This window comes from Brevundimonas sp. Root1423, assembly GCF_001426805.1.
The window spans coordinates 397463-420229 of the sequence record NZ_LMFL01000001.1 but is presented as its reverse complement, the minus strand read 5'-3'; the positions used below and the strand labels follow the sequence as shown (position 1 = coordinate 420229).

Below are 22767 nucleotides of genomic sequence, written 5' to 3'. Positions count from 1 at the left end.
CCCAGTACACCATTGTGTCGGTTAGCGGACAATCGAACGCGCCATTGGCTAATTGGTTCGCATTCGCAGTGAAAATCCTGCGTTTTTTCAAAGGTTGCCAGCACAGGCAGACGGGAATGGCCGACGGACTTGCCCTCGGGCGAGGGCCCGATAGCCCGGCTCAACGCCGCAAGGCACAGTGGCGCGGCTTGCAGGAGGTTGCGGATGTCTGTCCTTACCCTTCAGTCCCGCCGGGTGCTTGAGCCGATCGACCGGGTGTCGGAGGTCCTGTTCGGGCTGATCATGGTGCTGACGTTCACCGGGTCGCTCAGCGTGGTCGACGCAGGGCGGGACGATGTGCGGGCGATGCTGATCGGCGCGCTGGGCTGCAACCTGGCCTGGGCGATCATCGACGCGGTTCTCTATCTGATGTTCAGCGGCGCCGCGAACAACCGAGGCCTGTCGACCTTCCGGGCCGTGCGCAGGGCGACTGACCCCATGCAAGCCCGGCGGCTCATCGCGGAGGCCCTGCCCCCGGTGCTGGCGGACAGTCTCGAACCGACTGACCTCGAATCGATCCGCATAAGGCTGGCCGCCCTGCCGGAACCGCCCGCACGCCTGCCCCTCACCCTCGACGATCTGAGAGGCGCCGCCGGCGTATTTCTGCTGGTCTTTCTCTCGACCTTCCCGGTCACAATTCCCTTCATGGTCATGGAGAGGGTCGAGCCGGCGATGCGGGTTTCCAATCTCATCGCCATGGGTCTGCTGTTCCTGACGGGCTACGCCTTCGGGCGGATCACCAGCCGCGAGCCTCTGTGGACGGGGCTCTCGATGGTGCTGCTGGGCGGCGCCATGGTCGGCTTGACCATCGCGCTCGGTGGCTAGGCGCCCATTGGCTAACTGTTTCAGTTCAGCTAGAAAAACGCCTGTGTTTTTAACGCCCGGGGGCGAAATGGCCGCGACAGCCGAGAACCGCCTCGTCGAGCTTCAGCGACGACTACTGGGCGGCTACCAACTGCTGCAGACGATCGTCGGCATCCGCCTGCGCAGCGTCGTTGATCCGGAAAGCGTGCGCCACCTCGCCTGGCTTAGCGATGTCACGGCGGCGATGGAGCTGATCAGCCGGCGGATGACGGCCGAGGGCCCGCTGGATTTCGCCGGCTACCTGGACGACGTCGCGACCTTCTGGAGCCGGGCCTGCGAGGGCCGGCCCGTGCGGATCGACGTGCGCGGGCAGGCGGCCTTGCTGCCCGACAGCCATCTGTTGCCGCTGGCCATCATCACCCATGAGCTGATTTCCAACGCCTGCCGCCACGCCTTTCCCGGCGAACGCCGCGGCTCCATCGCCGTTGCCTTCTCGCGCGCTGTGGGCGGAGTCAGCCTGGTCGTCCGCGATTCGGGCGTCGGCGCCGAGGTGCTGATCCCGGGCGAAGGTCTGTCGCTGGTTCAGGGTCTGGTGGAACACCTCGGTGGATCGATGAACATCGAAACCGCGCCCGAGGCCGGCGTGGGCGTGCGCATCCGCCTGCCGCTCGAGGCCGCCGCCGGACACTAGCGGCCTCTCAAAAAAAACAGTCTCATGAGTCTCATGAGTCTCATTTGATCCACCGTTCACCGTGATCCCCGCCCCGCCAATGTAGGGAAGCGTGGCACGCGCCTGCGTCAGTTTTGGACGTAGGCGTCCCGCGATGTCAGGAAGGGGCGGATGGCTGGGGAACTAGGACTCGAACCTAGAATGACGGTACCAAAAACCGGAGTGTTACCATTACACCATTCCCCAGCAGGTCCGGCGCATCCGCGGGACGCAGGGGTCGGAGGTTCGAATCCTCTCACTCCGACCATCTTTCCCCGGAAAGAAGAGACAGCCCTTCGGGGCCCCGAGGTTCCCCGCCTCAATCCTCCGCCTCAGCCGCCACCGCGTTCAGATGCGCCCCCACGGCCTCGATCGTGCGTTCGCCCAAGGCCTTGCGGCGGGCCAGCAGGTCGGGCGAGCCGGCGTCGTAGTCGGCCATCAACCGTTTCACGAACGAACCCGAGCGGACTTCCGACAGAACCTCGTCCATGGCGGCCCGCGACGGCTCGCCGATGATGCGGGGGCCGGTCAGATAGGCGCCGTACTCGGCTGTGTTGGAGATCTTGCCGAACGCACCGGCGATGCCGCGTTCGAACATCAGGTCCGTGACCAGCTTGACCTCGTAGAAGCATTCGAACCACGCGACCTCGGGCGGATAGCCGGCGTTGACCAGCTTCATGAACGCCGCGTCGATCAGTTCGCCGACCCCGCCGCACAGGACCACCTGTTCGCCGAACAGATCGCTCTCGCATTCGGCGGCGAAGGTGGTTTCGAGAATGCCCTTGCGGCCGCACCCGAGCGCGGCGGCGTAGGACAGGCCGAGGGCGTGGGCGCCGCCGGTGGCGTCCTGGTGCACGCCGAACAGGGCGAAGACCCCCCGCCCTTCGACATAGAGATCGCGGATGCGCGGCCCGATGCCCTTGGGCGAAGCGAGGATGACGTCGAGATCGGCGCGCGGCTGCACCAGTCCGAACCGCACCGACAGGCCGTGGGCGAAGATCAGGGCGGCGCCCGGCTTCATCGCCGGAGCCAATTCGTTCGCCCACAGATCGCGGTGGGCCTCGTCCGAAACCATGACGGCGACCACGTCGGCGTTCGCTGCGGCTTCTGCGGCGGTCATGACCGGGAAACCGTCGGCCTCGGCCTTCGCGCGGGTGGGCGAGCCGGCTTTCAGCCCCACGACGATATCCGCGACGCCGGAATCGCGCAGGTTCATCGCATGGGTGCGGCCCTGGCTGCCATAGCCGATGATGGCGACCCGCTTGCCGCGGACGATCGAGAGATCGCAGTCGCGGTCATGGAACACGGGCAGCGGCGTCGCTATTTGATCGGTCATGAGCACACAGATAGCGCCATCGGACGTCGTCGGCTTCTGGAAAGAGGCGGGGCCAAAAAAGTGGTTCGCCAAGGACGACGCCTTCGACGCCCTGTTCCGGCAGCGGTTCGAGACGGCGCATTTCATGGCGGCCCGGCGCGAGTTGGATCACTGGGCTGAAACGCCGGAAGGTTCGCTGGCCCTGCTGATCCTGCTGGACCAGTTTCCGAGGAATGTGTTCCGGGGCACGGGGCACGCCTTCGCCACAGATCCGCTGGCGCGGCATTTCGCCGTGATGGCGCTCGATGAGGGGCAGGATCGGCTGGTAGAGAACGACCTGCGCCGCTTCTTCTACCTGCCGCTGCAGCACGCCGAGGACCTGGCCTTGCAGGACCGTCAGGTGGCGCTGTTCCAGGGCATGGAGCGTCCCGCCGACGACCGTTGGGCCGAGCACCATCACAAGGTCATCGCCACCTTCGGCCGGTTTCCGCACAGGAACCGGGCGCTGGGCCGGGAGACGACGCCGGTCGAGCAGGCGTTTCTGGATCAGGACGGATTCCGGGGCTGACGGCCAATGCATCGCTGCCGGGAATGCGAGACCGTGCTCCAGGAGGGCCGCAACTGGCACGCGTCGTATGCGGCGCGCACCTATCGCCACTGCATGGATTGCGCCCGGGCCTATTCGCGGCGGCGGTACGGGCTGATCCAGCCCGGGGTGAAACGACGCAAGCCCGTCGGCGTCGGCTCCGGCAAGCCGATCACGGTCAAGCGCGACTGGGCCGTGAAGAACCGCGCGCAGCTGGCGCAGGCGCGGCGGGACCGGATGCGGGACTGATCGGCCCACAGGCGGCACGTTTCTGTGAGCAAGCCCACGTCACGCCTGCCATGACGACCGAATCAGCGCCACTCTGGACGGATGAACGCCCAGGTCCTTCTCGCAGACGTCCACGCCCGCTCCGGCGCCGTCGCGTCCGACCATCCCGAGTGGCAATACCTGAACCTGCTGCGCGACATCCTCGACAACGGGGCGCAGCGCGACGACCGGACGGGCACGGGCACGCTGGGCGTGTTCGGGCGGCAGATGCGGTTCGATCTGAGCAAGGGTTTCCCGGTCCTGACGACCAAGAAGCTGCACCTGCGGTCGATCATCGTCGAGCTTCTGTGGTTCCTGCGCGGCGAGACCAATATCGGCTGGCTGAAGGACAACGGCGTCAGCATCTGGAACGAATGGGCCGACGCCGAGGGTGAGCTGGGCCCCGTCTACGGCAAGCAGTGGCGGTCATGGGCCGCGCCGGACGGGCGGGTGATCGACCAGATCACCAAGCTGGTCGAAGGTTTGAAGACCAATCCCAACAGCCGCCGCCACATCGTCTCGGCCTGGAACCCGGCCGATGTCGACGACATGGCGCTGCCGCCCTGCCACTGCCTGTTCCAGTTCTTCGTCGCCGACGGCAAGCTGAGCTGCCAGCTTTACCAGCGCAGCGCCGACGTCTTCCTGGGCGTGCCGTTCAACATCGCCTCCTACGCCCTGCTGACCATGATGGTAGCGCAGGTGTGCGGCCTGAAGCCCGGCGAGTTCGTGCACACCTTCGGCGACGCCCACCTGTATCTGAACCACGTCGAACAGGCCGAGCTGCAGCTGAGCCGCGAGCCCCTGCCCGCCCCGACCGAGCCGTGGCCGCATATCAAGGCGCCGGTCGCGGTCTGATGCACCTGAAGACCCTGCAGGCCGACGTCCTGCGCATCTCGGACATCTACGCCGCCGAACACGGGATCGAGCGCTCCGCCGACTGGGCGCTGCTGAAGGTGCAGGAGGAGCTGGGCGAGCTGACCGCCGAGCATCTGCGCATGAGCGGCCGGGCGCGCGGAACTGCCGACGCCGGCAAGCTGGGCGATGAGGCGGCGGATGTGCTGGGCATGCTGCTGATCTATTGCGACCGGGCGGGGATCGATCTGGAGACCGCGATGGAGAGGAAGTGGCTGAAATGGCTTCGCGACTGATGTCTTTCGTGTCGGAGCGGCCGACCGCGCTCCTATGGTCCGTCGCGGCCGCGCTTTTCTGCCTGGCCCTGTATTGGCAATGGCAGAGCTTTGAAGCCGACCAGGCGGTGTTTCTCGTCTTCTATCTCAGGGCTGCGCCGAATTTCCCCGCCGGAGAACTGGACAGTCTGGCGCCCTCCTCCGCCTCCCTTGTCATGTTCGCGGTCATGACCGGGTTCATGGTCGCGTTCGCCTTGATCCAATGGCGCCTTCCCCCGCGCTGAATCGGTAATTACCCGTCCTGTTCATCTCATCGGACTCGGCGCACCGTCCCCCCTGACTCCGCGACAAGCGGGGCCGTAGCAACGGGGAGGTTGCCATGGTGAAGAGGTTCGCGGCCGAGTTTGTGGGCACATTGGTGCTGGTTCTGTTCGGGTGCGGCGCGGCCGTGCTGGGCGGGTTCGACCATGTGGGCCAGCTGGGCATCGCCCTGGCCTTCGGTTTCGCCATCGTGGCCATGGCCTATGGCATCGGTCCGATATCCGGCTGCCACGTCAATCCGGCGGTCAGTCTGGGCGCCTTCGTCGCGGGACGGATGTCGCTGAAGGATATGGGGCTGTACTGGGTCGCCCAGTTCCTCGGAGCCATCGCCGGCGCCTTCGTCATTGCCCTGATCGCCAAGACCGGTTTCGCCAACCTCGGCGCCAACGGTTTCGGCGCGCTGTCGCCCGGCGGCTATGGGCTGCACGCCGCGCTGATCTTCGAGGTGGTGATGACGGCCATCTTCGTGGTCGTGATCCTCGGCGTCAGCGGCGATCAGAAGCACGGCGGCTTCGCGGGACTGGCGATCGGCATCACCCTGGCGGTGATCCATATCGTCGGCATCCAGGTGGACGGCGTGTCAGTCAATCCGGCGCGCAGTTTCGGCCCTGCGGTCCTTCAGGGGGGCGAGGCCCTGAGCCAGGTCTGGGTCTTCTTCGTCGCACCGGCCGTCGGCGCGGTGCTGGGCGCGCTGCTGTTCCGCTTCAAGGTGCTGGAACCGGTCGTCTGATCGCGTAAGAACGGGCGGCGGCCGCGCGCGGCCGTCGCTTTCTTTCGAGGTCCCGCTTGCCCCTGCCCCAACTCGTTCTCGTCGTCGCCCGGGCCCGCAACGGTGTGATCGGCCGAGACGGCGACCTGCCCTGGCGGCTGCGCAGCGACCTGCAGCGGTTCAAGGCGATCACCGTCGGCAAGCCCTGCATCATGGGCCGGCGGACGTGGGAGAGCCTGCCGCTGAAGCCCCTCCCCGGCCGGCTGAACATCATCCTGTCCCGCGACGAGTCCTTCGGCGCGCGCGGCGCCCTGGTCTGCACGACGCTGGACGAGGCGATCGAGATCGCACGCGAGACGGCGGAAGAAGACGGCGCCGACGAGATCTGCGTCATCGGCGGCACGGCCCTGTTCGAAAAGGCCCTGCCGCGGGCGAAGCGGCTGTATCTCACCGAGGTCGAGGCCGAGCCTGAAGGCGACGCCGTCTTCCCGGCGTTCGACGAGGCGGCGTGGGTCGAGGTATCCTCGGAAGCGCATCCGGCGGGCGAGAAGGACGATCACGCGTTCCGCTTCCGGGTTCTGGAGAGGAAATGACATGCTGACCGTGACCACCAACGACATTCCCGGCCACCGGGTCGTGAAGACACTGGGCGTGGTGCGCGGCATCACCGTGCGGTCGCGCAACGCCATCAGCGACATGGTCGGCGGGGTCCAGTCGATCCTCGGCGGACGCGTCGGCGTCTATGTGAAGCTGGCGGAGACCGCGCGTCAGGAGGCCTATGAGGAACTGGTCGCCCACGCGCGCGACATGGGCGCCAACGCCGTCCTGGCCATGCGCTACGACGCCAACGAGATCATGCCCGGGATTACGGAGGTGCTGGCCTATGGCACGGCCGTGGTGATCGAGCCCGAGACGTAGGGCTCAGCTCAGCGTCGCCATCGCGCTGCGCTCGAAATCCTTCAGTTCGTCGAGACGGCCGTCGCGGATCTTTTCCACCCAGTGAGGGTCGGCCAGCAGGGCGCGGCCGACGGCGACCAAGTCGAACTCGTCGCGCTCCAGCCGTTCGATCAGGCCGTCCAGCGAGGAGGGTTTCGATCCGGCGCCGCCGAAGGCCGCGATGAATTCGCCGTCGAGACCGACCGAGCCCACGGTGATGGTCGGCAGGCCGGTGACCTTCTTCGTCCAGCCGGCGAAGTTGAGATCGGAGCCTTCGAATTCCGGCTCCCAGAACCGGCGCTGCGAGCAGTGGAAGACATCGACGCCCGCCTCGGCGAGCGGTGACAGCCATTGCTCCAGCTCCGCGGGGTCGTGAGCGTTCTTCGCGGCGAAATCGTGCGACTTCCACTGCGACAGGCGCAGGATCAGGGCCATGTCAGGACCGACGCCCTCGCGCACCGCCTTGACCACCTCGGCCCCGAAACGGGCGCGGTCGGCGATGGTCCCGCCGCCCCACCGGTCGGCGCGGTCGTTCAGGCCGGACCAGAAGAACTGATCGATAAGATAGCCGTGGGCGCCGTGAATCTCGACGGCGTCGAAGCCCAGTTCGCGCGTCGCCCGCGCCGACCGACCAAAGGCGGCGATGGTGTCGGCGATGTCCTCGTCGGTCATCGGCTCAAGCTTGCGGTTGCCCGGGGTGGTGAAGCCGGATGGGCTGTCGACCCTGCCCAGCGGGGTCCAGTCCTCGCCCTGCCCGCGGGCGGAGCCGACGTGCCAGAGCTGGGGCGCGATCAGGCCGCCGGCGGCGTGGACCTGCTCGACGACCTTCTTCCATTCCGGCAGGGCCTCGCCGTGGAAGACCGGCACGCTGGCGTCGTTGCGGGCGGCCGGACGTTCGACGACCGTGCCCTCGGTGACGATCAGCCCAACCCCGCCCTCGGCGCGGCGACGGTAATAGCCGGCGACGTCGCTGGTCGGAATTCCGCCCGGCGAGAATGAGCGGGTCATCGGCGCCATGACGATGCGGTTGGGCATCTTCAGGGACTTGACCTGGAACGGGCGGAACAGGGTCTCGACGCTCATGGACTCTCTCAGGGAGTGACTGGAACCGACAAGGTGGCGATTACAGTTTCGTTTGGAAACCCTCAGAGGCCGAGTTTTTGCGCGACGGCGGCCGCGATGACCGAGAAACGCGTAGCGAGATCACTGTCGGGCGACGCAACAACCGCCGGCACGCCCGCGTCGCCGCCTTCGCGGAAGGCCGCGTCCAGCGGCAGGTCGCCGAGGAAAGGAATGGACAGACGGTCCGCCTCGGCCTTGGCCCCGCCCTGACCGAACACCGGGCCGGTCATGTTCTCGATCAGGCCGAGGGTCGGCACGCCGACCTTCTCGAACAGGCGGTGGCCGCGGCGGGCGTCGGCGAGGGCGACCTCCTGCGGCGTGGAGACGATGACGGCGCCGTCCAGCGGCGTCTTCTGGATCAGGGTCAGCTGGACGTCGCCGGTGCCCGGCGGCAGGTCGACGACGAGAATGTCCAGCGGCGCCGCTTCCGTGCCCCATGCCGTCTGGGTCAGCATCTGGGTGAGAGCCTGCGACGCCATGGGGCCGCGCCAGATCATGGCGTCATCCGCCTTGGTCAGCAGACCGACCGACATGGCCTTCAGGCCGTGGGCGACGTGGGGCTGGATCTTGCCATCGCGGTATTCGGGCTGGCCGGAGATGCCCAGCATGGTGGGCAGGGACGGGCCATGGACGTCGGCGTCCAGCAGGCCGACCGACAGGCCGCGCGCCGCGAGTGCGGCGGCCAGATTGACCGCGACGGTGGATTTTCCGACCCCGCCCTTGCCGCTGGCGATGGCGAGGACGCGGCGAACGTGGGCGGGACGGTCTGTGGCGACGGGCGCCTTGGGGCGGGTCTGGTCGACGGCCTGGGGCGACAGGGAAGCGCGCCGGGCGGGGGCGACCGCCTCGGCGGACAGGACGACGGAGACCCGCGTCATGCCGGGCAAGGCTTTCAACGCAGCCTCGGCGGCGTCGCGGACCGGGGCGTAGAGGGCGGCCTCGGCGGTCGGGACCTCCATGACGAAGCCGGCGCGGTCCTCCGCAACGGTCAGGCCCTGCACCAGACCGGCGGCGACCAGCCCCTGCCCTGTCTTCGGGTCGAGGATCGCATCCAGGGCGGCGACGACGTCGGTACGATCGGGCAAGGCGGGTCCGTCCGGGTTGCGGGGGCGAGGCCTGCGTTCTATCGCCGGAGACACCCGCCCGCGAGCCCGCATTTGTCACAGCCCCTCATCACCCTGATCGCCGGCCCGACCGCCTCGGGCAAGTCGCGGCTGGCGCTGGAGATGGCGCAACGCACCGGGGCCCTGATCGTCAATGCGGACAGCCAGCAACTCTATGCCGACCTGCGTGTGCTGAGCGCCCGCCCGTCGGTCGAGGAGGAGGCGCAGGCGGACCACGCCCTGTATGGCGTTGTCGATGCGGCGGACGCCTGGTCTGTCGGCCGCTGGTGTCGGGCGGTCATGCCGATCCTGACCGAACAGGCCGCAGAAGATCGCCCGGTGCTGATGGTCGGTGGGACAGGCCTGTATTTTGCATCCCTGACCAAGGGGTTGGCGGATATTCCGGATATTCCGGTTGAGGCGCGCGACGCCGCCGGCGCGCTGTTCGACGCCGAGGGCGAGGTCGCCTTCCGTCGTCAACTGGCCGGCGTGGACGCCTCGGCCGAGGCGCGGATCGAGGCGGGGGACCGGCAGCGGCTTACGCGGGCATGGGCTGTGGCGTCCCACACCGGCCGCGCGCTCAGCGACTGGACCGCGGAAACCACCCCTCTGCTGGAGGCGGGAAGCTGGACAGGGATTGTGGTGGAGCCGGCAAGGGACCTGCTCTACGCCAACTGCGACGCGCGGGTGGCGCAGATGGTCGCGCAGGGTGCGCTGGAGGAGGTTCGGGCCTTGATCGCCCGCGACCTGGATCCCGCCCTGCCCGCCATGAAGGCCGTCGGGGTGCGCGAGTTCGCGGCGCATCTGGCGGGTGAGACGACCTTGGCGGCGGCGGTCGAGGCGACACGTCAGGCGACGCGAAACTACGCCAAACGGCAGTTGACCTGGTTCCGGAACCAGACGCCGGATTGGTCGCGGATTTGACGCTCTGCATTCGAATCGTGGCAGCGCTGGGCTCAACAGCGAGGGGAATACCGATGTTCAGGCTGATGGCGAGCGGCGCGGCGGTTGCGGTCCTTTTGACCGGTTGCGCGACCATGCAGGAGCCGGCGCCGCAGGGCTGGACGGTTCAGCAGTCGTGGGTCAGCGCCCATGAGCGCTTCCTCGCCGGTCCCGAGCTTCAGGGCCGCGGCAGCGCCACGCGCGACGAAGCCATCGCCGCCGCCTATATGGCGACCCAGTTCGAAGGCTTCGGCCTGACCCCCGCGCCGGGCATGACCAGCTATCTGCAGACCGCGGGCGTGACGCGCATCACGCCGGGCGGCCATGCCGCTCTCAACGCCGGCGACGTCGCCGTGTCCGAGGGTGCGGGCCTGACCCTCTACTATTCAGGCGGCGGCGACGTCACAGGCCGGATCGGCGTCGCCGGCGCCGACCCGACGACCCTGCCCGCCTCTCCTGTCGCGCTCGTGCGCGACCTTGGCGCGACGTCGCTGGGTATCTGGCTCGGCGCGGCGCAGTCGAAAGGCGTCCGCCTGCTGGTGCTCCGCGAAACGGAGGCATTGATGCGGCGGGCCGGAGGCCGGACCCGAACCCCGGTCGCCCTGACCGAGGCCCCCGACGCCTCGCCGGCGATGGAGATCGTCATCCTGTCGCCCGAGACGTTCGACCGGCTGGCCGCCCTGGACGGGTCCGAAGCGACGCTTGACGTGGGGACTGTGACGCGGACCGAAACACACACGACCAACGCCATCGGCTTCCTGCAGGGGACAGACCCCGACGCGGGCGTGCTGTTGGTCACCGCCCACCTCGATCATCTCGGGGTTCGCCCGGACGGCGTGGTGATGCACGGAGCCAATGACGACGCCTCCGGGGTCGCCGCCGTGCTGGAACTGGCGCGCGCGATGGCCGCGGGCGACCGGCCGCGCCGCAGCATCATGTTCGTCGGCTACGGCAGCGAGGAGCTGGGCCTGCTGGGCTCACAATACTTCGCCGAGAACCCGCCGGTGCCGCTGAACCGGATCGTCGCCAATCTGGAGATCGAGATGATCGGCCAGCAGGATCCCAACATGCCGGCCGGGGTGATGATGATGACCGGCTTCGACCGCTCGAACTTCGGGTCCGAGCTCAAGGCCCGCGGCGCCCTGATCGCGCCGGATATCTACCCCGAGCAGCATTTCTTCGAACGTTCGGACAACTACCAGCTGGCCCTGCAGGGGATCGTCGCTCACACCGTCTCGGGCTGGGCGACCACGCCGAGCTACCACACGGCCGACGACACCATCGCCAACCTGAATCTGCCCTTCATGACGGCGGCGATCCAGTCTCTGGTCGCGCCGCTGCGCTGGCTCGCCGACAGCGACTTCCGGCCGCAGTGGACCGCAGAAGGCCGCCCCACGCGGGACTGAGAGGGGCGCGATCGGGGTACGCCCTGAGTTGACTGTAACCTTTGTCGCAGGTCACGCTTGGACGATCGGAGGTACGCCATGATCACTGCGATTGCTGTCGCCTTGCTGACCAGTCAGACACCGGTAGCGATGCCTCGTAACACCGACCGTGTCTCGGCTGATCGGCTCGTCTGCCGAAACGAGCCGCAGCCCGCCACCCGGATACCCAAGCGCGTCTGCATGACCGCTCTGGAATGGAGCGGTCTCCGGGAGGCCGTGGAACACAACCGCGCCCGCGTGCGTCCGATCATCGACAATCGCCGCCCCGGACGCGTTGGCGGCCGCTCCTAGCAGTCGGCCCCTTCTATTCCCGGGCAGCACAGACTATATTGGTCCTGTCCGGGTTCGCCCGGACTATGGCGATAAACGCGCTTGTAATAAGCGGACCGGACCCGGGTGCGATTCCCGGCGGCTCCACCATTCCTTCCCCGCGTTATCGGCGGAGCGAGCATGCCGTCCTGGCCCACCGTATCGGGCCATTTTCTAACTGCGAACGATAACTTCGCTGGAGAAGTCCGCCTCGCCGCGTAATGCGGTTCGGTTGATTTCGAACACTTAAGTCCTCAGGGATCAGTTCCTGGGGCGGGGCCGCCAGGGGGCCTGCCAACAGAACCCCTGGCACTTCTCCCGATCCGCGATCAGCCTGCGACAAAATACGGCGCTTTCACCACGTCGCCATCTTTCGCCGGCCCTCCCGCACAGCTATCAGTTCGCCCGAACCCTTGAGGCGACCCATGGCCGACGAAACACCTCCAGTCGACGAGATGCACTACGAGCAGCTTGCGCAGGACGCCCTGCGCGGCGTTGTGCGGTCGGCGCTGGAGCGCGCGGCCCTGCCCGAGGGCATCCCCGGCGCGCACCATTTCTATGTCACCTTCAAAACGCGGGCGCCCGGCGTCAGCGTGCCGCCCGACATCATGGCCAAATATCCTGACGAGATGACGGTCGTGCTCCAGCATCAGTACTGGGACCTGAAAGTCGAGCCGACGCGGTTCTCGGTGATGCTGAAATTCGGCGGCATGCCCAAGGTGCTGTCCATGCCCTATACGGCCGTGACCCGCTTCTACGACCCGTCCGTGCAGTTCCTGCTACAATTCGAGGCTCCGGCCACGGTCGACGAGATCGCCGCGGAAGTCGCCGCCGCCGAACCGCCCCGTACTGATCCGGTCGACACCGGCGACGACGGCCCCAAGGTCGTTTCGCTGGACCAGTTCCGCAAGAAGTAGCCTCTTCCCCTTCCCGCAACGTCGGATAACCTCGGGCTGTTCGGAGCCCGGGGGAAACGGTCATGGGACGGGTGTTTGTCATCGTACTGGCGATGTGGATCGCCCTCGCCTCGCCGGCCGCGGCCCAAGCCGGGCGAATTCCGTCCAGCCGGTTCGAAGGCTGGACCTCGGCGATTATCGCCGCCGACTGGCGAGACGGCCGCGGCCGCCCCATCGAGGCCTTTGACAATGCGCGCCGCGACCTGGTGAAGGGGTTTCTGGGCGCCGGCTTCCCCCGCGCGACCATGGTCGACTACAGCCTGAGGCCGGACGCGCCGACCCCGGCGACACCCCAGATCGTGCTGGACGGCCTGTATGATGCGGCGACGCGCGGAAGCGCCGGCTGTCTGCTGTATTTCACCTCGCACGGCGTGCCGACCGCCATGGTGTTCGGCGACGCCCCGCGCATGACGCCCGACATGATGGTCAACATCGTCCGCCGGGCGTGCGGCGCCCGGCCCACCGTGGTGATCGTCTCGGCCTGCTATTCCGGCATTTTCGTGAACACCCTGTCGGCGCCGAACCGGATGGTCCTCACGGCCGCGAGCCGTGAGCGTACGTCGTTCGGATGCGGCGCAGACGAGACCTATCCCTGGTTCGACGGCTGCGTAATCGAGGCCCTGCCGAGCGCGACCGACTTCCTGGCGCTGGCGGCGGGCGCCCGCGCCTGCGTGGCGCGCAAGGAGCAGGAACACGCGGTCGCCCTGCCGTCGGAGCCACAGCTGTTCGTCGGCTCCGAGATGCAACTGCGGCTGCCGACGCTGCGGTTCAACCGTCCGACCGGCTGAGGGGGCTGGCGCTTTCGATCCGGAACATATAAGGAACATCCATCATTCGAGGAGGAGGGTTCCATGCTGTCCGGAGGATGCCACTGCGGCGCTGTGCGCTATCAGATGCCCGAGGAAGTGGGGCATCACGCCCTGTGCCATTGCACCGACTGTCGCAAGGCCAGCGGCGCGCCCGTTGTCGCCTGGGCCCTCGCTCCGACCGACCAGATCACGATCACCGGCAACCCGCACGCCTATGCCTCTTCGGAAAACGGCCGGCGGTATTTCTGCGGCGCGTGCGGGACCGGCCTGTTCTACACCAATGAGGCCATCTTCCCCGGCATGACCGATGTGCAGAGCGCCACGCTGGACGCGCCGGACGCCCTGCCCCTGCAGGCCCAGATCCAGACGGCAGAGCGGATTGGCTGGATGGCCACGGCGCACGACCTGCCGGCGTTCGACCGTTATCCGGGACCGTCTGAGGGCTGACGCGGAAAGGCCCGGATGGTGATCCGTTCGCGCTCGCCCTCGCGGCGTTCGACCAGCAGGCGCGCGACCTGGGCGTCATCGTGGAACAGATAGCCCTTGATGGCGTCCAGCAGGGCCTTGGCGAGGTTGTCGAGGTCCATCCACGGCGGATCGCCGACGTGCTCCATCAGGATCTCGACGGTGTAGTCGCCGTATGAGGGCCGCGACGACCACTCCTTGCGCATGAACTCATAGACCAATGGCTTGTAGTATTTGGCCTGGGTGGTCAGGCCGTCGATGGTGATCTCGACGGCGTCGCCGACCTCGCGGGCGCGGACCTTTCCGATGCCAATCCAGCCAGCGGTCATTCAGCGTCCTCATCCGAGCGCCTTGTTCGCTCGCGGCCCCGTGCTACACCGCCGCGCATTCTCCCGCCACGCCTGACGAGCTTGCCCCATGACGAACCGCACCGAAACCGACACCTTCGGCCCCATCGAGGTCGCTTCCGACCGCTACTGGGGCGCACAGGCGCAACGGAGCCTCGGCAACTTCAGGATCGGCTGGGAGAAGCAGCCTCTGCCCATCGTGCGCGCGCTCGGCATCGTCAAACGCGCCGCGGCAGAAACCAATATGGCGCTGGGCAAGCTGGACCCGACGATCGGGAACACGATCGTCGCGGCGGCCAACGAGGTCATCGAGGGGAAGCTGAACGACCACTTCCCGCTGGTGGTCTGGCAGACCGGCTCGGGCACCCAGTCGAACATGAACACAAACGAGGTGATCTCGAACCGGGCCATCGAGATGCTGGGCGGCGAGATGGGCTCCAAGAAGCCGGTCCACCCCAACGACCACGTCAACATGAGCCAGTCGTCAAACGACACCTATCCGACGGCCATGCACGTCGCCTGCGCCGAACAGGTGGTCAACGATCTGCTGCCGGCGCTGAAGCATCTGCACGCGGCGCTGGACGCCAAGGCGAAGGCCTGGGCCCACATCATCAAGATCGGCCGCACCCACACCCAGGACGCGACGCCCCTGACGCTGGGTCAGGAGTTCGGCGGCTATGCGCAGCAGGTCGCCAACGGCATCGAGCGGATCGAACTGACCCTGCCGAAACTGATGGAGCTGGCCCAGGGCGGCACCGCCGTCGGCACCGGGCTGAACGCCCCGATCCGTTTCGCCGAACAGGTGGCCGAGCGGATCGCCGCCATCACCGGCCTGCCCTTCGTCACGGCGCCCAACAAGTTCGAGGCCCTGGCCGCCCACGACGCCATGGTGTTCAGCCACGGCGCGATCAACACGGTCGCCGCCAGCCTGTTCAAGATCGCCAACGACATCCGCTTCCTCGGTTCGGGCCCGCGTTCGGGCCTGGGCGAACTGGCCCTGCCGGAGAACGAGCCGGGTTCGTCGATCATGCCGGGCAAGGTCAACCCGACCCAGTGCGAGGCCCTGACCCAGGTCTGCGTGCAGGTGTTCGGCAACCATGCGGCCGTCACCTTCGCCGGGTCGCAGGGGCATTTCGAGCTGAACGTCTTCAACCCGGTGATGGCCTACAACTTCCTGCAGTCGGTGCGGCTGATGGCCGACGCCGCCATCAGCTTCACCGATAACTGCGTGGTCGGCATTGAGCCGCGCGAGGACAACATCAAGCGCGGCCTCGACAACTCGCTGATGCTGGTCACGGCCCTGAACGGCAAGCTGGGCTACGACGCCTGCGCCAAGATCGCCAAGACGGCGCACAAAAACGGCACCACACTGCGCGAGGAGGCCGTCGGCGGCGGCTATCTCACCGACGCCGAGTTCGACGAGGCGGTGCGGCCCGAGAAGATGATCTCGCCGGGGTGATCAGTCCGGCTTCCGTAAAATAACGCCGGCCTTCCTGCGAAGGCCGGCGTTTTCGATTCAGGGCTTTTCGCGGATCGTGCGGCCAATGGGCGCCAGCGCCAGCTTGGCCAGCTCCAGGTCCTTCAGCGCGAAGGGGATGCCGATGATCGAGATGAACTCGGCGATGGCGATGAGCAGGTGCGACAGGGCGATGTACCAGCCGGCGAAGAGGAACCAGACGACGTTCAGCACCAGACCGACGCCGCCCGTGCCGATGTCATGCTGGCCGGTGAACTCGTCGCGCCAGACGACCTCTCGGCCGAACGGCCAGAAGGAGTAGCTGGCGATTCGCCAGGCGGCGAAGGTCCACGGCAGGCCGACGATGGTCAGGGCCAGGATCGCGCCTCCGAACAACCACAGCAGGCCGGCGAGCCAGCCTCCGAAGATGAACCAAAGCACGTTCAGGATCAGGCGGATCAAGGCGGTCGTCTCCACGCGTCCCGAATCGGACGCCACCTCATAGATATGCAAAGGCCCCGTCGATATCAGCGGGGCCTTCGTGAATTCGCGGTAAGCCGGCGGCCTAGTGTTTCTCGGTCCAGCGCGCCTTCGCGTCGTCCTTCGTCACATTCAGATGGACGTGCTCGTCGACGTGGTCGACCCAGCTGACGGGGATCAGATGGTGTTTGAAGCCGCCGGCGAGATCGAGCTTGGCCAGTTCGATCTGGTCGCCGAGGACGTGATCGACGCGGCCGACGTGTTCTCCGTCCGAGCCCACGACTTCGAGGTGTTCCTTGATCTGAGAGACGTCTACCATGTGAAGCTCCTGTCCTGATGGCGTGGGAAATCAACGCCGTAAGGATCGCCGGGTTTCGTCAGCGGAGGTCATGATGGGTGAAATCGTCAACCTGAACCGGGTCCGGAAGGACCGGGCCAGGGCTGAGGCGAAGGTCGCCGCAAAGGCCAACCGCGCCAGTCACGGACAATCGAAGGCCGACCGTACGGCGGCCGAAAAGGAGCGCGAACGGGCGAACCGGCTTCTGGACGGATCAAAGCTGGAGGACTGAGCCATGGCCGATCCGCGTCAGGACCCGCGCGTCAAACACGGGCTGATCCCCATCCTGGTCGCCATGCGGGTCAAGGCCGAGCGCGAACGGCGCGAGGCTGAAGCGGTGAAGAAGGCGGCGACGCCGGCGAAGAAGAAGCGCGGATGGTTCGGCTAGGCCGCCTTGGGCGCGCGGATCAACAGCGCCTGGCCTGACAGCACCAGCAGCAGGCCGACGAGCGCCGTCCAGCCGAACTGCGCGCCCTCGAACAGCACCGACACCAGCATGGCGATCGGGGGCGTCAGGGCCGAGATATAGCTGGCCATGGCGTAGCCGATGGTCCGGGCGATGGTGAAGTACAGGCCGAAGGCGATCACCGAGCCGAAGATCGAAAGATAGAGCAACGAGCCGACGTAGGTGAAGGTCGGGTCGATGCGGAACTCAACGCCCGTCACGAGTCCGTAGAGCGCCAGCAGGCCGGTGCCATAGGCCATCGCCCAGGCGGTCGAGGGGATGGCCTCGGAGCCGCGGTTCTGGCCGCGCCAGGCGAAATAGTTGCCGAAGGCCGAGGCGGTTGTGGCGATGAAGGCCAGGCCGACGCCGAGGGCCGCCCGCCGGTCGAAGCCCGCGCTCAACACCTCGCCGCCCGACAGCACGGCGACGCCGAACAGGCCGAGGATGGCGCCGCCCCATGCCGCCGCTGCCGCCTTCTGGCCGGCGGCGATGCGGAACAGGACCAGATTGAGGAAGGTCAGGGAGGCGAAGGTGACCGCGACGATGGCCGAGGCCACATGCCCCTCGCTGGCGTAGGTGAAGCTGTAGCTGATCGAGAAGGCGAATGCCCCCTGCCCCAGCGCGGCCAGATGCTGGGCCCGGGTGAGGCGCAGGTTCTGGCGGAAGATCAGGCAGCCGAGGAACAGCAGGGCCGAGGCCAGACCGAACCGCCAGACGATCGAGGCCAGCGGCGGCACCGTCCCCAGCTGCAGGGTGATGGCGTACCAGGTCGTGCCCCAGATCATGGCGCAGATGATCACGCCTCCTACGCCCAGAAGCGTGGCGCGGGACAGGGGCGGGCGACCGGCGGGGGCGGCTTCAGTCGGGGAGGACATGGTTCGCAGATGAACCGCGTCGGGACGGGGCGCAAGCCGGGTTATCGCGGCCCGACATAAGGGAGACTTATGATCCCCGGACGCCGCCCGTCAGGCGCGAAGTTTCAGCCCCGCGCGCACCTCCTGGGGCACGGCGTCATAGACCGTTGCGGGCCGGATGTTCAGCTGCTCGCGCACCTGTTCCAGCGGCTGCTCGAACAGGGCCTCATAATCGAGCCCGGGCAGCCAGCGCGCGGCCTTGCCGTTGCGATAGGCCTGCCAGACCGCGCGCCGCGCAGGCACGGTGCGGACCTCGCGCTGGATTTCCCGGGCCGCGCCCCAACCAATGAAGGCGAAGCCGAGGTTGCGGGTCTGGCCGTAAGAGAAGGACACCACGCAGGCCTCGCCCAGAGCGTCGGTGCCGTACCCGGTCAGCACGTGCCAGATGTCATGGACGTCTCGCAGGCGGCGCGAATACCAGATGACAGGGTGTGGCGCGTCGACCAGCGGCGCGACCTTGCGAGCCTCATCGGCCAGACCCTCGGCGGTGAAGCCGCGGGCTTCCCGAAAGGCCCGGTAGGCCCCGCCGACCGAACCGGCCGGGAACTGCGCCAGCCAGACGGGATCGTCGAGCTTGTGCGCCAGTTCCTCGCGCAGGAAGGCCTGCCGACCGCCTTCCATCGTGGCGAGCATCCGGTTGTAGCCGCGGGCGATCGAGCCGCCCGACAGCGCGCGCATGATCTCGAAGACCTGGGCGGTGTCCTCCTTGTTCCGGACAAGGCGCCGGAAGGCGCGGAGCGCCGTGATCGGCTCGAGCTTCGGGGGATCGAAACGGCTGGAGGTCTGGAAGTCGGCGGTGGCGGTCATGGCGGATCCTGTCCCTGGCATGATCATACCGCGATCCTTCCAGCAGGTGAACGTCGTTCACGTCGCATCCCGCGCGGCCGTGTGCCAAGGTTCCGGCATGCTAAAGAAGCGCTCCATCTCCCTGTCCGGCCACGCCACCTCCGTGGCGCTGGAGCCCGCATTCTGGGCCGTGCTGGATGAGGTCGCGGTCGCGTCAGGGCTCTCGCAGGCCGGGCTGATGAAGCGGATCGACGAAAGGCGCGGGCGCACCCCCCTCGCCTCGGCCTGCCGGTTGCTGGCCCTCGCCTGGGCCGGCGGCGACCGGTCTTTCGCCGAACAGGGATCGGCGGATTGACAGCAGCCAAGGTTGGCGCATCCTCCGAAGCGGAGAGCGTCCCATGGCCAATGAAAAACTCATCCCTGCGCTGGTGTTCGGCGGGCTGATCGCCGCTGGATTGGTCGGGAGCGGCGCCCTGATCGGGCAAGGGGTGGTCAACGCCCGCGTCGGGGACCGCTCTGTCAGCGTCCGCGGCCTGGCCGAGCGCAATGTGAAGGCCGATCTGGCCGTCCTGCCGCTGCGCTTCACCGCGTCGGGCGATGTGCTGTCAGACGTTCAGGCCCGGGTGGATGGCGATCTGGCCATCGTGCGCAGCTTCCTGACCGCGCAGGGCTATCCCGCCAATGCAGTGTCGCTGGGACGGCTGGAAGTGGCGGACACCCAGTCCCGCGAATACGCCAACCAGAACGGCGGCCCGCGCTTCATCCTGGCCCAGACCGTCATCGTCCGCACGACCGACGTGGACCGCGTTCAGGCCACGACCCGCGCCCTCAACGACCTCGTGCGGCAAGGCGTGGTCCTGCAGGACTTCACCGGCCCCACCTATGTTTTCACCAAGCTCAACGCCGTCCGGCCGGCCATGATCGCCGAGGCGACGGCCGCCGCCCGGACCGGCGCCGAGCGGTTCGCGCAGGATTCCGGCGCGCCGCTCGGTCCGATACGTCAGGCGACGCAGGGGTCGTTCGAAATCCTCGCGCGCGACGAGATCGGCGACGAGAGCCAGTCCCCGGACAAGAAGGTCCGGGTCGTGACCACCATCAGCTATCGCCTGCGCTGACGATCAGGCCTGCGGCTCGGGCGACGGAGTCGGCACCGACGGCGGCTCGACCGACGGCACATCGGGCAGGTCCGGCATCTTCGGGGCGTCGGGCATGGTCGGACGCGGCAGGTCGACGTCGATGTCGACATTGGTGTCCTTGGCTCCGCCCATACCGCCGCCGTTCGTGAAGACCACGAAGGCGATGATCAGCACCACCACGACCAGACCGCCGACCAGAAGGCCGATCCAGCTGCCGCCGCCACTGCGGGCCGGCGGGTTGTTGATGGTGGTATGATGGACCTCGGTCCGCGGCGTCGGCTCGACGGGCGGGGGAATGTTGGGGTCTGTCATGGCTCAGTTCGTGCTCGGAACGGCCGGAGCCGAGACTTCGGGCAGATTGACGTCGACGTTGACTTCCTTGGTGTCGGGCGCGCCGCCCCGTGCGAAGACGAAATACGCAACGATCGCCAGAACCACGACGATGGCGCCGACGATGAAGGCGAGGCCCGTGTTGCCGCCGCCGCTGCCGGTGTTGTTGATGTTGTCGGCCATGGAAGACCCCTTCCCTGATTGTGGATGCTGCCGGAACGACGGTCACGCTTGACGGTTCCGCGAGGTCAGGCGCACGCAGCCGCTGACAGATGGCTTCGTGCCCCTTATGTTCCGCCGATGAGTCTGCCTGAAGTCCCCGCTCCACGTATTTCCGACCTCGCCCGCTCGCGCGGCCCAAACGGCGTGGAGGCGGCGCCGGCCAACTATCTGGCCGGCCTGAACCCCGAACAGCGCGAGGCGGTGGAAACTGTCGACGGCCCCGTACTGGTGCTGGCGGGCGCGGGCACGGGCAAGACGCGGGTGCTGACCACCCGGCTGGCGCACATCCTGGCCACGGGCCGCGCCCGGCCGTGGGAGCTTCTGGTCGTCACCTTCACCAACAAGGCCGCGCGCGAGATGCGCGAGCGGATCACCCATCTGATCGGCCCATCGGCCGAAGGGCTGCGCTGGCTGGGCACCTTCCACAGCGTCGCCGCCCAGATCCTGCGCCGGCACGCCGAACTTGTCGGGCTGAAGTCGACCTTCACCATCCTCGACACCGACGATCAGGAGCGGGTCTGCAAACAGCTGCTGGAGGCCGCCAACCTCGACACCAAGCGCTGGACGCCGCGTTCGCTGAGCGGCCTGATCGACCACTGGAAGAACCGCGGGCCTATCAGGCGCGGTTGGTCAGTCTGAACGCCTGCGACTTCGGCGACCTGCTGCTGCATAACCTTACCATCCTGTCGCAGCATGCGGATATCGCTGACGAATATCGCCGTCGCTTCCGCTACATCTTGGTCGACGAATATCAGGACACCAACGTCGCCCAGTATCTGTGGCTGCGGCTGCTGACCTCCTCGACCGGGAACGTCTGCTGCGTGGGCGACGACGATCAATCCATCTACGGCTGGCGCGGCGCCGAGGTGGACAACATCCTGCGCTTCGAACGCGACTTCCCCGGAGCCAAGGTCGTAAGACTGGAGCGTAACTATCGCTCTACGCAGCATATTCTCGGGGCGGCGTCGGGTCTGATCGCCTCCAACCGCGACCGTTTGGGCAAGACGCTCTGGACCGAGGATCTGAGCGGCGAGAAGGTCCGGGTGCGCGGCGTCTGGGACGGCGAGGCCGAGGCCCGGCTGATCGCCGACGAGATCGAGACCGCCCGCCGGTCCGGTGTCGCCTACAAGGACATGGCCGTTCTGGTCCGCGCCTCGTTCCAGATGCGGGCGTTCGAGGAGCGGTTCGTCCTGCTGGCCGTCCCCTACACCGTCATCGGCGGCCCGCGCTTCTTCGAACGGGCCGAGATCCGCGACGCCCACGCCTATCTGCGGCTGATCCTCTCCGAGGGCGACGACCTGGCCTTCGAGCGGATCGTCAACGTGCCCAAGCGCGGCATCGGCGACACCAGCGTGCAGAAGGTGCTGCAGATCGCCCGCCTGTCCGGCGTCTCGGCCATGAGCGCCGTGCGCGACCTGATCACCTCGGACGAACTTCAGGCGCGGACCCGCACCGCCCTGTCCAACTTCGTGCGCGACATCGACCGCTGGCGCGCTCTGGCCCAGACCACGACGCATTGGGAGCTGACCGAGGCCGTGCTCGAGGAGAGCGGCTACACCGATATGCAGAAGGCCGACCGCGCCACCGGTCAGACGCGACTGGATAACCTCAAGGAGCTGACGCAGTCGATGCAGCAGTTCGAGACCCTGACCGCCTATCTGGAGCACGTCTCGCTGGTCATGGATCTCGATCGCGGCGGTTCGGACGACGCCGTCCAGATCATGACCCTGCACGGCGCCAAGGGGCTCGAGTTCCCGCTGGTCTTCCTGCCGGGCTGGGAGGAAGGGGTCTTCCCCAGCCAGCGCAGCATCGACGAGAAGGGTGAAAAGGGCCTCGAGGAGGAACGCCGCCTCGCCTATGTCGGCGTGACCCGGGCCAAGTCGGATGCGCGCATCTCGTTCGCCGCCAACCGGCTGGTCTACGGCCGCTGGACCTCACAACTGCCCAGCCGCTTCGTCGACGAACTGCCCATCGCCCACGTCGAGGCCGAGAGCGACACCGGCTACTACGGCGTCACGCCCGGCATGAAGGACGCCAAGAGCCGCTGGGACGACATGCCGACGTTCGGCTCGGGCTATTCCTCGCCGGGCTGGAAACGGGCCCAGTCCTTTACCGCGGGCCGTTCACCGGATGCGCGCCCTGCCCGCCACGCCCTGATCGAGGGTGACGGCCGGCTGGTCGCCACAGCGGACCCGAAGGCGGGCTCCAACTGGTCGAAGGGCGAGCGCGTCTTCCACCAGAAATTCGGCTACGGCCTGATCACCGGCATCGAGGGCAACAAGCTGCTGGTCGAGTTCGAGAAGGCCGGCGAGAAGAAGGTGATCGACAGCTTCGTGGAGAAGGCCTGAGC

31 protein-coding genes, 1 tRNA gene, 1 other RNA gene and 1 pseudogene are annotated in these 22767 nt (G+C 67.4%); 23 read left to right on the top strand and 11 right to left on the bottom strand.

The features are described from left to right. The first annotated feature begins 204 nt into the window (after positions 1–204). Together ASD25_RS02215 and ASD25_RS02210 are read left to right on the top strand one after the other, a co-directional pair. Positions 205–864 carry a VIT1/CCC1 transporter family protein gene (locus ASD25_RS02215; RefSeq protein ID WP_056614657.1) on the top strand — a complete coding sequence of 220 codons (660 nt, stop codon included), beginning with the start codon at positions 205–207 and terminating at the stop codon, positions 862–864. Positions 865–931: 67 nt separating this feature from the next. Continuing rightward, entirely contained in the window at positions 932–1534 is a 603-nt protein-coding gene (locus tag ASD25_RS02210; RefSeq protein WP_056614655.1) for a sensor histidine kinase, read from the top strand. Between the two features lie 151 nt (positions 1535–1685). Here the strand turns inward: ASD25_RS02210 and ASD25_RS02205 are convergent. Next, a tRNA-Gln gene (locus tag ASD25_RS02205) sits at positions 1686–1759 on the bottom strand. Between the two features lie 112 nt (positions 1760–1871). Beyond that, positions 1872–2864 carry a ketol-acid reductoisomerase gene (gene ilvC, locus ASD25_RS02200; protein WP_369816537.1) on the bottom strand — a complete coding sequence of 331 codons (993 nt, stop codon included), beginning with the start codon at positions 2862–2864 and terminating at the stop codon, positions 1872–1874. A gap of 22 nt (positions 2865–2886) precedes the next feature. On the opposite strand from ilvC, the gene ASD25_RS02195 reads away from it, so the two are divergent. The 8 genes from ASD25_RS02195 to ASD25_RS02160 all read left to right on the top strand — a co-directional run bounded on the left by ASD25_RS02195 (position 2887) and on the right by ASD25_RS02160 (position 6795). Then, positions 2887–3435: a DUF924 family protein gene (locus ASD25_RS02195; RefSeq protein WP_056614648.1), complete on the top strand. Its 549-nt coding sequence runs from the start codon at positions 2887–2889 to the stop codon at positions 3433–3435. A 33-nt stretch (positions 3436–3468) separates the two neighbouring features. Beyond that, the gene (locus ASD25_RS02190; protein WP_156389162.1) at positions 3469–3702 is read left to right on the top strand and encodes a hypothetical protein; all 234 of its coding nucleotides are present in this window, start codon (positions 3469–3471) and stop codon (positions 3700–3702) included. 81 nt (positions 3703–3783) lie between these two features. Further along, positions 3784–4575, top strand: a complete 792-nt coding sequence (locus ASD25_RS02185; protein ID WP_082572148.1) for a thymidylate synthase — start codon at positions 3784–3786, stop codon at positions 4573–4575. Further along, on the top strand, positions 4575–4868 hold the full coding sequence (locus tag ASD25_RS02180; protein ID WP_056614642.1) for a hypothetical protein: 294 nt from the start codon (positions 4575–4577) through the stop codon (positions 4866–4868). The genes ASD25_RS02185 and ASD25_RS02180 overlap by 1 nt, the downstream gene beginning before the upstream one ends. Then, entirely contained in the window at positions 4853–5131 is a 279-nt protein-coding gene (locus tag ASD25_RS02175; RefSeq protein ID WP_156389161.1) for a hypothetical protein, read from the top strand. Before ASD25_RS02180 ends, ASD25_RS02175 begins: the two co-directional genes overlap by 16 nt. Positions 5132–5226: 95 nt before the next feature. Further along, positions 5227–5898, top strand: a complete 672-nt coding sequence (locus tag ASD25_RS02170; protein ID WP_200943499.1) for an aquaporin — start codon at positions 5227–5229, stop codon at positions 5896–5898. A 56-nt stretch (positions 5899–5954) separates the two neighbouring features. After that, positions 5955–6470, top strand: a complete 516-nt coding sequence (locus ASD25_RS02165) for a dihydrofolate reductase (protein ID WP_056614639.1) — start codon at positions 5955–5957, stop codon at positions 6468–6470. A gap of 1 nt (position 6471) precedes the next feature. After that, positions 6472–6795 carry a YbjQ family protein gene (locus ASD25_RS02160; RefSeq protein WP_056614636.1) on the top strand — a complete coding sequence of 108 codons (324 nt, stop codon included), beginning with the start codon at positions 6472–6474 and terminating at the stop codon, positions 6793–6795. 3 nt (positions 6796–6798) lie between these two features. On the opposite strand, the gene ASD25_RS02155 is transcribed toward ASD25_RS02160, so the two are convergent. Both ASD25_RS02155 and ASD25_RS02150 read right to left on the bottom strand, forming a co-directional pair. Continuing rightward, positions 6799–7896: an NADH:flavin oxidoreductase gene (locus tag ASD25_RS02155; RefSeq protein WP_056614632.1), complete on the bottom strand. Its 1098-nt coding sequence runs from the start codon at positions 7894–7896 to the stop codon at positions 6799–6801. 62 nt (positions 7897–7958) lie between these two features. Continuing rightward, positions 7959–9020, bottom strand: a complete 1062-nt coding sequence (locus tag ASD25_RS02150) for an Mrp/NBP35 family ATP-binding protein (protein WP_056614629.1) — start codon at positions 9018–9020, stop codon at positions 7959–7961. A gap of 72 nt (positions 9021–9092) precedes the next feature. On the opposite strand from ASD25_RS02150, the gene miaA reads away from it, so the two are divergent. The 7 genes from miaA to ASD25_RS02125 all read left to right on the top strand — a co-directional run bounded on the left by miaA (position 9093) and on the right by ASD25_RS02125 (position 13946). Then, complete coding sequence (gene miaA, locus ASD25_RS02145; RefSeq protein ID WP_056614626.1) at positions 9093–9962, top strand: tRNA (adenosine(37)-N6)-dimethylallyltransferase MiaA; 870 nt, start codon at positions 9093–9095, stop codon at positions 9960–9962. 53 nt (positions 9963–10015) lie between these two features. After that, positions 10016–11386 (top strand): M20/M25/M40 family metallo-hydrolase, encoded by a 1371-nt coding sequence (locus ASD25_RS02140; RefSeq protein ID WP_056614623.1) that lies wholly within the window; start codon positions 10016–10018, stop codon positions 11384–11386. Between the two features lie 78 nt (positions 11387–11464). After that, positions 11465–11716 carry a hypothetical protein gene (locus tag ASD25_RS30085; protein ID WP_156389160.1) on the top strand — a complete coding sequence of 84 codons (252 nt, stop codon included), beginning with the start codon at positions 11465–11467 and terminating at the stop codon, positions 11714–11716. Positions 11717–11723: 7 nt separating this feature from the next. Then, positions 11724–12048, top strand: a transfer-messenger RNA (tmRNA) gene (gene ssrA, locus ASD25_RS29060). A 111-nt stretch (positions 12049–12159) separates the two neighbouring features. Next, on the top strand, positions 12160–12651 hold the full coding sequence (locus tag ASD25_RS02135) for an SspB family protein (RefSeq protein ID WP_056614618.1): 492 nt from the start codon (positions 12160–12162) through the stop codon (positions 12649–12651). Between the two features lie 62 nt (positions 12652–12713). After that, positions 12714–13478, top strand: a complete 765-nt coding sequence (locus ASD25_RS02130) for a C13 family peptidase (RefSeq protein WP_056614616.1) — start codon at positions 12714–12716, stop codon at positions 13476–13478. A gap of 63 nt (positions 13479–13541) precedes the next feature. Continuing rightward, positions 13542–13946 carry a GFA family protein gene (locus ASD25_RS02125; RefSeq protein WP_056614612.1) on the top strand — a complete coding sequence of 135 codons (405 nt, stop codon included), beginning with the start codon at positions 13542–13544 and terminating at the stop codon, positions 13944–13946. Here ASD25_RS02125 and ASD25_RS02120 read toward each other — a convergent pair. Further along, the gene (locus ASD25_RS02120; RefSeq protein WP_056614609.1) at positions 13922–14293 is read right to left on the bottom strand and encodes a RusA family crossover junction endodeoxyribonuclease; all 372 of its coding nucleotides are present in this window, start codon (positions 14291–14293) and stop codon (positions 13922–13924) included. The genes ASD25_RS02125 and ASD25_RS02120 overlap by 25 nt on opposite strands. An 88-nt stretch (positions 14294–14381) precedes the next feature. Between ASD25_RS02120 and fumC the strand changes: the two genes are divergently transcribed. Beyond that, positions 14382–15770, top strand: coding sequence for a class II fumarate hydratase (gene fumC, locus ASD25_RS02115; RefSeq protein WP_056614606.1), 1389 nt, complete (start codon positions 14382–14384; stop codon positions 15768–15770). Between the two features lie 57 nt (positions 15771–15827). Here fumC and ASD25_RS02110 read toward each other — a convergent pair whose 3' ends face one another. Continuing rightward, entirely contained in the window at positions 15828–16229 is a 402-nt protein-coding gene (locus tag ASD25_RS02110) for a YccF domain-containing protein (protein ID WP_056614917.1), read from the bottom strand. Positions 16230–16332: 103 nt separating this feature from the next. Next, positions 16333–16566, bottom strand: a complete 234-nt coding sequence (locus ASD25_RS02105; protein ID WP_056614603.1) for a DUF2171 domain-containing protein — start codon at positions 16564–16566, stop codon at positions 16333–16335. Positions 16567–16639: 73 nt separating this feature from the next. Here ASD25_RS02105 and ASD25_RS29055 point away from each other — a divergent pair, with 73 nt between their 5' ends. Together ASD25_RS29055 and ASD25_RS30080 are read left to right on the top strand one after the other, a co-directional pair. Next, complete coding sequence (locus ASD25_RS29055) at positions 16640–16816, top strand: DUF4169 family protein (protein WP_082572146.1); 177 nt, start codon at positions 16640–16642, stop codon at positions 16814–16816. A 3-nt stretch (positions 16817–16819) separates the two neighbouring features. Then, entirely contained in the window at positions 16820–16972 is a 153-nt protein-coding gene (locus tag ASD25_RS30080) for a hypothetical protein (RefSeq protein ID WP_156389159.1), read from the top strand. Here ASD25_RS30080 and ASD25_RS02100 read toward each other — a convergent pair. Then, entirely contained in the window at positions 16969–17904 is a 936-nt protein-coding gene (locus tag ASD25_RS02100) for a DMT family transporter (protein ID WP_056614600.1), read from the bottom strand. The genes ASD25_RS30080 and ASD25_RS02100 overlap by 4 nt on opposite strands. A 90-nt stretch (positions 17905–17994) precedes the next feature. Beyond that, on the bottom strand, positions 17995–18750 hold the full coding sequence (locus ASD25_RS02095) for a Coq4 family protein (RefSeq protein WP_056614597.1): 756 nt from the start codon (positions 18748–18750) through the stop codon (positions 17995–17997). Positions 18751–18847: 97 nt separating this feature from the next. Here ASD25_RS02095 and ASD25_RS02090 point away from each other — a divergent pair, with 97 nt between their 5' ends. Together ASD25_RS02090 and ASD25_RS02085 are read left to right on the top strand one after the other, a co-directional pair. Then, entirely contained in the window at positions 18848–19084 is a 237-nt protein-coding gene (locus ASD25_RS02090; protein WP_056614915.1) for a ribbon-helix-helix domain-containing protein, read from the top strand. Positions 19085–19127: 43 nt separating this feature from the next. Beyond that, complete coding sequence (locus ASD25_RS02085; protein WP_056614595.1) at positions 19128–19844, top strand: SIMPL domain-containing protein; 717 nt, start codon at positions 19128–19130, stop codon at positions 19842–19844. A gap of 3 nt (positions 19845–19847) precedes the next feature. Here ASD25_RS02085 and ASD25_RS02080 read toward each other — a convergent pair whose 3' ends face one another. Together ASD25_RS02080 and ASD25_RS02075 are read right to left on the bottom strand one after the other, a co-directional pair. Further along, positions 19848–20177, bottom strand: coding sequence for a hypothetical protein (locus ASD25_RS02080; protein ID WP_056614581.1), 330 nt, complete (start codon positions 20175–20177; stop codon positions 19848–19850). A gap of 3 nt (positions 20178–20180) precedes the next feature. Next, positions 20181–20378 (bottom strand): hypothetical protein, encoded by a 198-nt coding sequence (locus tag ASD25_RS02075; RefSeq protein ID WP_056614579.1) that lies wholly within the window; start codon positions 20376–20378, stop codon positions 20181–20183. A 117-nt stretch (positions 20379–20495) separates the two neighbouring features. Here ASD25_RS02075 and ASD25_RS02070 point away from each other — a divergent pair. Continuing rightward, positions 20496–22765, top strand: a pseudogene (locus ASD25_RS02070) (ATP-dependent helicase). Positions 22766–22767: the final 2 nt, after the last annotated feature.